Here is a 7430-nt window from a genome sequence, read left to right on the forward strand (position 1 = left end):
TGCAGAAACGGTTCCAGAAGTGGGCCGCGTCACGTAAGTAATCGGTTTCTCAGAACCTAGACCCCTCGCAGGGGGCGCGTCAAGCAAAATTTTGAATCGTTACATTAGTGGACTTGGTGCCGGCGCGTGCCGCACACTGGTTATTGGAAAGCGCTTGCCGGGCTGGGTATGCTGGTCCCGGACCGCTCGGCCGGCGAACGCGGGCCGATGCTGTAGGTGGCGGGCCCGACTTGTCCGCACTGACTCCTCAGCTTCGCTTGTCAGCTCCGGTGCGGCCACTCCCGGCCGGAGCCAGGATTTTTGTGCCTGCGGGCAGAAATGGAGACCCATGGGAACGCCAGCCGGCACCGACGCCGAGTTCCAGTCCCGGAACGAAGATCCCGTCCAGGCGCCTACACCAACGGCTGCGCATACCCGGACCGCCCGCGTGGCACTGGTGGGTATCCACGGCTTCGGTGCCCACCACCTGCGGAACCTTGAGCGGCTCCAGGCCGCGGGCGCCGTCGAACTCGTAGCGGTGGCCGATCCGCAGCTGCCGGCACCGGGAGCCGTTCCGGCGACGGCCGCTGTTTTTCCCGGGCTCACCCAACTCCTGGCGGAGACGAGGGACCTCGATGTAATCATCGTGGCCACCCCCATCCAGACCCATGCCCCGCTCGGCCTGGCCGCCCTGGCCACGGAGGCGGACGTCTATCTCGAAAAGCCGCCGGTGGCATCCCTGGCAGACTTCAACACCCTTTGCGAGGCTGCCCAAAGGTCCGGCAGGAGCGTACAGATCGGCTTCCAAAGCCTCGGATCACACGCGCTTGCGGCAATTGAGGAGTTGCTGGCGAGCGGCGCCATCGGCACCCTGCAAGGCGTCTCTGCGACCGGCCGCTGGGTGCGCGACAGGGCCTATTACAAGCGATCCCGTTGGGCCGGGAAACGGAGCATTGACGGCGTTGATGTGGTTGACGGTGTAGCCACCAATCCGCTGGCCCACGCCGTAGCAACGGCCTTACGGATCGCGGGAGCGCGCACCATGGCGGACGTCGCCTCGGTGGAGACGGACCTGTACCGCGCCAACGACATCGAATCCGACGACACCTCGGTCATCCGGATCCGCACCGCCGCCGGGCTCCCTGTCACCTGCGCGCTCACCATCTGTGCCACCGAGTCGGTTGAACCGTACGTGACGCTGCAGGGCTCAGCAGGCCAGGCGGTGTTCCACTACACCGAGGACCGGCTCACCGTCACCACAGCCGCGGGGCAGACTGAGCAGCTTTTCGGCCGGGACGATCTCACCGAGAACCTGATTGCCCACCGACAGGACGGCACCCCGCTGATCAGCCCCCTCCTGGACAGCGGTGCCTTCATGCTGGTGCTGGAAGCCATTCGGACCGCGCCGCTGCCGGCCCTGATCGGCAGCGAGCACATCCAGTGGGTGGGCGAGGGCGACGCTGCACATGCCGTCGTCGTCGGGATTGAAGACGCCTTGGACCGGGCCACGCAGGAGCACGCCACGTTCAGGGAACTGGGTCTCCCGTGGGCGCCCTGATCCCTGCCGGCCTGCTGACCGACGGCCTCGCCCACTGCCTGACGGCATCCCTGAGGCCCGTCTTCGGCTGGCAACTGACCCACACGGACGACGCCGACCCTGCGGCTGCCCGGCAGACCGGCTACGAAATCGCCGTTGAGGACCCGGCCGGGACCGAGGTCTGGTGCTCCGGGCCTGTCGCGTCCGGGCTGCAGGCCAACATTGCTTACGGCGGACCTGACCTGGCAGAAGATGCGGACTACACCTGGCGGGTCCGGGTAACTGACTCCGCCGGCCGTCCGGGGCCATGGTCCGAAACGGGTCTGTTCAGCAGCGGGATCGCGGACAACGGATGGGGTGCCGACTGGATCCACCGGGCGCCGGGCGGCCGGGCTCCGCTGGAAGTACTGGGCGGCGCACTGCGCGTGGCAGGCTCCCCCTTCCTGCCCCTCCCCTGCCCTCCGGTCCGCGCCGTCAGCGTGGAAGCCCGCCTCAGGCCCGCGATGGGCTGGGCAGGACTGCTCCTGCGCAGCACCGGCCCCGGAACCGGGCTGCTGCTGGAACTGAACTCAGCAGGCAACGTTGTCCTGCGGCGCGCCCCCGCCTGGGAAATTCCCGCCGCAGCCGTCCCGGACAGCGAGGTGCTTGCCAGCGCCCGGCTTGAACGACATGCGCAGCCGAGCCAGGAGCGGCTGCCTGGCAAGGACCTGGTCGCCGGCACCTGGCACGAGCTGGCTGTTACCGACGACGGCGCCACCATCACCGTCAGCCTCGACGGCGTCGAACTGCTCACCGTGGCGGAGCCTGCCCCCGCTGGGCGCCACGGCCGTCTGGCACTCCATCAGGGGCCCCGCAGCCAGACCGAGTATGCCTCGCTGCGGGTGACCTCCACGGCTGCGGCGGGCGGCACGGTGCTCCTGGAACACCGGTTCGACGGCGGACCTGAGGAATCCTGCGGATCCCTCAGCAGCTGGACAAAGACCACCACCCACCGGCAGCCGGACGAATGGACGCTTTTCCGCACCACTGTCCGGCTCACGGGAACGGTGGCCCGGGCACGACTTTTTGCGGCAGCCAGCCACCATGCCCAGCTGGCCGTGGACGGCACAACCTGCCTCAGCGTCACCTCCTTCGGCTACCCCGGGGAGGGATATTACGACGCAGCCGATGTCACCGCGCTGCTCGGGGCCCACTCACCGGTTCATCCCTTAGGCCCGCAAGGCGAAGTTCCGTTAACCGCCCTGCTCCATTGGTACGGTCCAGGCCAGGGCAGGGCTGCCGGGGTTCCCGGCCTGCTGGTCCGGCTCAGCGTCGACTACACGGACGGGCGGCGCGAGGTATTCGGCTCCGGTCCTGACTGGACGGCCGAACAGGCGCCCTACCGCCAGTCGGGCTACCGCAATGACGAGGGCGATCCCGTGGAGCACCTCGACGGCCAGGCCGCGGCAGCCCTGGTTGCCGGTCAGGATGTGCTCCCGGCCCTGAGCCATGGCCTCCACCCCGTACGGGAGTTCCCGGCCCTGCATCCCCGGCGGACGTCTTTGGCCGAGACCTTTGTTGCACCGGAACACTTCCTGACCGCCGCGGACGGCACCCTGGTGGCGGACTTCGGCCAGGTCATCCCTGGCCGCCCGGAAGTGGACTTCCTCAACGGCGTCGCCGGCCGGACCGTGATGATCCGCGCCGGCTACGTCCTGGACGCGGGCGGCCGGGTGGACACAGGCAAGACCGCCAGCCAGAACACCGACATGTCATTCCCCTACACCCAGTCGGACGGACCGCAGGAGTTCCGCTCCACCGTCCACCTCGGCTTCCGGTACCTGGAAGTCCCCGGCGTGGAAGCGGCGGACCTCTCGCGGGTCGGCGCCGTCGTCGTCCATGGCCGGCACCCGGACGAAGGCAGCTTCAGCAGCTCCGACGCCACACTGAATGCGGTCTTCAGGCTGCTGCGCGATTCCGCACTGTACGGCGTCCAGGAGCAGTTCGTGGACACGCCCACACGGGAAAAGGGCCAGTTCCTGGCCGACGCGGTCAACATCTCCTACGCCACCATGGCCCTGTTCGGCGAGCACGCCTATACCGCGCAGGCGCTGCGGGAATTCGGCTGGTCGGCCGCGCGGTACTGGACCGACGGGGAGGACCTGGGACGCTACAACGCGGTCTACCCCAACGGCGACGGGAAACGGGACATCCCCGATTTTTCGCTCATGATGCCGGAGTGGGCCGAGGAATACCACCTGCGGACCGGCGACCTCGCACTGATCCAGGACCTGCTCCCCCACCTTCGCAACACTGCTGACTATGCGTTGCGGTACGTAGCAACGGAAGGGCCGACGGCGGGACTCGTCACCGGATTGGGCGGCGGCTCCGGGCCGTACCTCCACGGAATTGTGGATTGGCCGGCTCCGGGCCGCTTCGGCTACGACATGGACTGCGCTGCCAAGACCACCGTCAACGCGCAGGCGTACTCGGCGCTCATCTCAACTGCCCGGCTCTGCAGCCTTGCAGGCGACGAGGATGCGGCCGTGCGGTACGCCGGCCACGCCCGCGCCCTCACGGAAAGCATCCGTTCCCGCCTGAGGATTGCCGGGGTGATGGTGGACGGGCTGCTCGCCGACGGCACCCCGAGCACGCATGCGTCCCAGCACGCCACATCCTTCCCGCTGTCGCTCGGAATCACCGACCCGGCGTTTGCATCCGCTGATGCGGAGCGGATCGCGGGCCAGGGAATGCGGCAGGGACCCATGACCGTGCACCGGCTGGTTCGTGCGCTGCTGGCGGCAGGGCTGACGGACGCCGTCCTGGACCTGCTCACCAACGCGGCACAGCCCGGCTGGGCACAGCTGCTCGAGCAGGGCGCCAGCTTCACCTGGGAAGCCTGGGAAATGGTGGAGGGCACCGACTACAGCCAATCCCACGCCTGGTCCGCCTCCGTGGTGAAGGAGATCCTGGAGTACCTGCTGGGCGTGCGGACCACCGTCCCGGGAGGCCGGGAGCTGCTGATCGAACCGCCGGTCTGCCGGCTCGACCATGCCGCCGGACGTGTCCCGCTGGCCAACGGCTACGCCGCCGTCAGCTGGCGGCGGACCCCTCAGGGCATCCAACTGGAGTGCACGGTTCCCGCCGGCGTCACGGCGACAGTGCGGCTTCCGGACGGGATCTACGGAGTCGAAGGCCCGACGGCGGAGCGGGCCGATGTGCGTTCGCGGGATTTCAGGATCCACAGCGGAACATGGACTTTCACGCCGTCCGGCGCATCCTGACAGCCGCCACAAGGCGAACGACGCCGGATGCGGTTCGCATCCGGCGTCGTTCATTCCTGCAGGGTGACCTGTCTGGCCTTCCCGTCGCCGGGAGCCCCGCCCCGCTTAGGTGAGGGAACCCTTGATCTCGGCGATCGACTTCTTTGCAACGGCCTGCCCGGAAGTGCGGTCAGCGCCGCGCACGGCGGGAGTTCATCCACAGCAGCAATCCAATGACCGCAGCGGACAGCATCCCCAGGGCACCGGTAACCACCAGGCCGGTCCGGACGCCGAACTCTTCGGTAAGCCAGCCCGCCAGCAGGCCGCCCAAAGCGTGGCCGCCCAGCAGGAGCGGAAGGTAGAGCGCCATCACCCTCCCCCGGATCTCGGGCCCGGCTTCCAGCTGGACCTCGGTCGCGGCGCTCGTCAGGAACAGCAGGGTCATCAAACCCACAGCCACCAGCATGATGACAAAGAGGACAAGGGTGGGCATGAGCGCCGCGACCAGCTGGGCGAGGCCGAAAAGACCGGCCGCGGCAACAATCCCTTTCCGGCCGAAGGTCCGCAGCCGTGCAGCGAGCAGGGCGCCGGCGAGGGCACCGACGGCGCTGACGGTATTGAACATGCCAAAACCTTCAACGCCGTTATGCCAAATGCGCTCCGCGAACGCCGCCAGCACCACAGGACCGTTCATGCCAAAGGCGCCAAGCAGCCCGGCCAGGGCAATAATCAACAACAGCGACGGCCTGTCCCGCACGTACCGGAATCCGGCCAGAAGCTGGCCGCGTCCGCGGGCAGCACGGGCGTGCGCATGCAGGAAGGCGGGCCGGATGGCGGCGATCATGCCGAGAACGAGCAGGCCCAAAAAAGCGTTTGACGCGAAGGCGGCCGCGGATCCGGCGTAGGCGATCACCAGTCCGCCCAGCGCGGGCCCGGCCATGGCCCCCAGCTGGCCGATGGCGTTATTGAGGCCAATGGCGGGCCTGAGTCCGGCGTCGCCCACCACTTCGTTGACGAATACCGTCCGGGCGGGACCGTCAATCGCGGAGGTGACACCCAGTGCGATGCAGCTTCCGTAGACCATCCACACGGTGATATTGCCTGTGGCAGCCGCGGCCGCGAGGCCCGCAGCGAGCAGGACGATCACCGACTGGCACACCATCATGATGCGGCGCTTGGGGAACATGTCCACCAGCAGCCCACTGAGGGGGCCGATGATCAGCATCGGCAGGAACTGCAGCGCGACGGCAATGCCCACGGCGGCCGGGCTTCCGGTGAGCTGCAGGACCAGCCAGTCCTGGGCCAGCCGCTGCATCCAGACGCCCATGCTGCCTGCCAGTGACATGGCCATATACAGCCGGTAGTTGTACTGGGTCAGCGGGTGGTACCAGCGGGCCGTCCGCTGCGGGGTTCGAAGGGATTCTGCGGACTGTGGGCTGTCGGAAGACACGACGCGTCACTCAGCTCGGTAGTGATGGAAGAAATGGACTGCGTGAACTTCGGGCTAGGCGCGGGCGGAGCGTATCTTCACTGCGGCCGCTGCCAGGATCAGAGTGCCCGGAACCACCACGAACAGGGCAACGAGCATCCATACAAAGACCACTGCCCCAAAGATCGCAGCGACCAGCAGGAGTGAACCCGTCCAGTCCCGGAGGGAAAGCGCCTTGCCGGCGTTGAATGCGGAGGACCACGCGGCCGACGGCGTGTTGGCGGCCGCGCCGACCCGGCCTGCGTCTTTGTTGACGCCTGAAAAGTTGGACCATGCGGCCGTTGTGCGCAGCAGCAGGACTGCTCCGGCGCCGGCCAGGATGAGCGTGGCCGGCAGGACCACGGAGCTTCCCGGTAATTGCCCCACCGTTGCGAGTTGGAGGTTAAGGACAATCACGACGGCGGCTGCCGCCGTCGTGATTCCCAGCCTCCAGCTGCCCGGCAGGGCGGAGCGGAAGGTGCCCCAGAGGCCGCGGATTGAATCATCCCGCCCGGAGAGGTGCCGTTCCAGGTGGGCGATCCCGGCCGCATAGGCGGCCGGGATCGTGACCAGCGGGATGGACAGCACCAGCACGAACAGTCCGGCCAGGAGGGTCTCGGAAAACAGGGCGAAGCGGTTCACCGGGATGGGTTCGCCCCGCTCAGGTGCGGGTGTGGTGCTGTCCATGATGCTCATTTTCTGTATCCGTTATCCGTCGCCGTCAGCCCTTGAGTCCCTGGGTGGAGACGCCTTCAACAATGTAGCGCTGGAAGACGAGGAAGAAGATCAGGACCGGGAGGAGGGCCAGGACGGACATGGCGATCATGGCTCCGTAGTCCGAGGACTGGGTCTGGTCCACGAAGAGGCGCAGGGCCAGCGGGAGCGGGTATTTCTCCGGGGTGTTCAGGTAGAGCAGGGGGCCCAGGAAGTCGTTCCAGCTCCAGATGAAGGAGAAGATCGAGGTGGAGATCAGGGCCGGTTTCATCAGCGGGAGCATGATGGCGGTGAAGATCCGGACGTGGCCGGCGCCGTCGATCCTTGCTGCTTCGTCGAGTTCGGCGGGGAGGTTGCGCATGAACTGGACCATGAGGAACACGAAGAACGCGTCCCCGGCGAGGAACTTGCCGATCAGCAGCGGCACGTAGGTGTCCACGAGGCCGAGCTGGTTGAAGATGATGTACTGCGGGATGATCACCACGTGGAA

The 7430-nt window shown here is 67.4% G+C and carries 5 protein-coding genes; 2 read left to right on the top strand and 3 right to left on the bottom strand.

Features of this window, described 5'->3' with window-relative positions; translation table 11 throughout:
• Positions 1–328: 328 nt before the first annotated feature.
• The gene (locus tag ABIA70_RS05530) at positions 329–1537 is read left to right on the top strand and encodes a Gfo/Idh/MocA family protein (protein ID WP_354146548.1); all 1209 of its coding nucleotides are present in this window, start codon (positions 329–331) and stop codon (positions 1535–1537) included.
• Entirely contained in the window at positions 1525–4779 is a 3255-nt protein-coding gene (locus ABIA70_RS05535) for a family 78 glycoside hydrolase catalytic domain (protein WP_354146549.1), read from the top strand. The genes ABIA70_RS05530 and ABIA70_RS05535 overlap by 13 nt, the downstream gene beginning before the upstream one ends.
• A gap of 169 nt (positions 4780–4948) precedes the next feature.
• Here the strand turns inward: ABIA70_RS05535 and ABIA70_RS05540 are convergent, their stop codons facing one another.
• The 3 genes from ABIA70_RS05540 to ABIA70_RS05550 form a co-directional block, all read right to left on the bottom strand.
• Positions 4949–6208 carry an MFS transporter gene (locus ABIA70_RS05540; protein ID WP_354146550.1) on the bottom strand — a complete coding sequence of 420 codons (1260 nt, stop codon included), beginning with the start codon at positions 6206–6208 and terminating at the stop codon, positions 4949–4951.
• 54 nt (positions 6209–6262) lie between these two features.
• Complete coding sequence (locus ABIA70_RS05545; RefSeq protein ID WP_354146551.1) at positions 6263–6922, bottom strand: Poxvirus protein I5; 660 nt, start codon at positions 6920–6922, stop codon at positions 6263–6265.
• A gap of 25 nt (positions 6923–6947) precedes the next feature.
• The coding region (locus ABIA70_RS05550; protein ID WP_354146552.1) for a carbohydrate ABC transporter permease at positions 6948–7430 on the bottom strand (483 nt) is incomplete at its 5' end.

This window comes from Arthrobacter sp. 754, assembly GCF_040548695.1.
Classification (GTDB): Bacteria; Actinomycetota; Actinomycetes; order Actinomycetales; family Micrococcaceae; genus Arthrobacter.

Bases quoted from the DNA above. Each gene is read 5' to 3' on its own strand.
- ABIA70_RS05545 (WP_354146551.1), bottom strand. From the start codon at position 6,922: ATGAGCATCATGGACAGCACCACACCCGCACCTGAGCGGGGCGAACCC.
- ABIA70_RS05530 (WP_354146548.1), top strand. From the start codon at position 329: ATGGGAACGCCAGCCGGCACCGACGCCGAGTTCCAGTCCCGGAACGAA.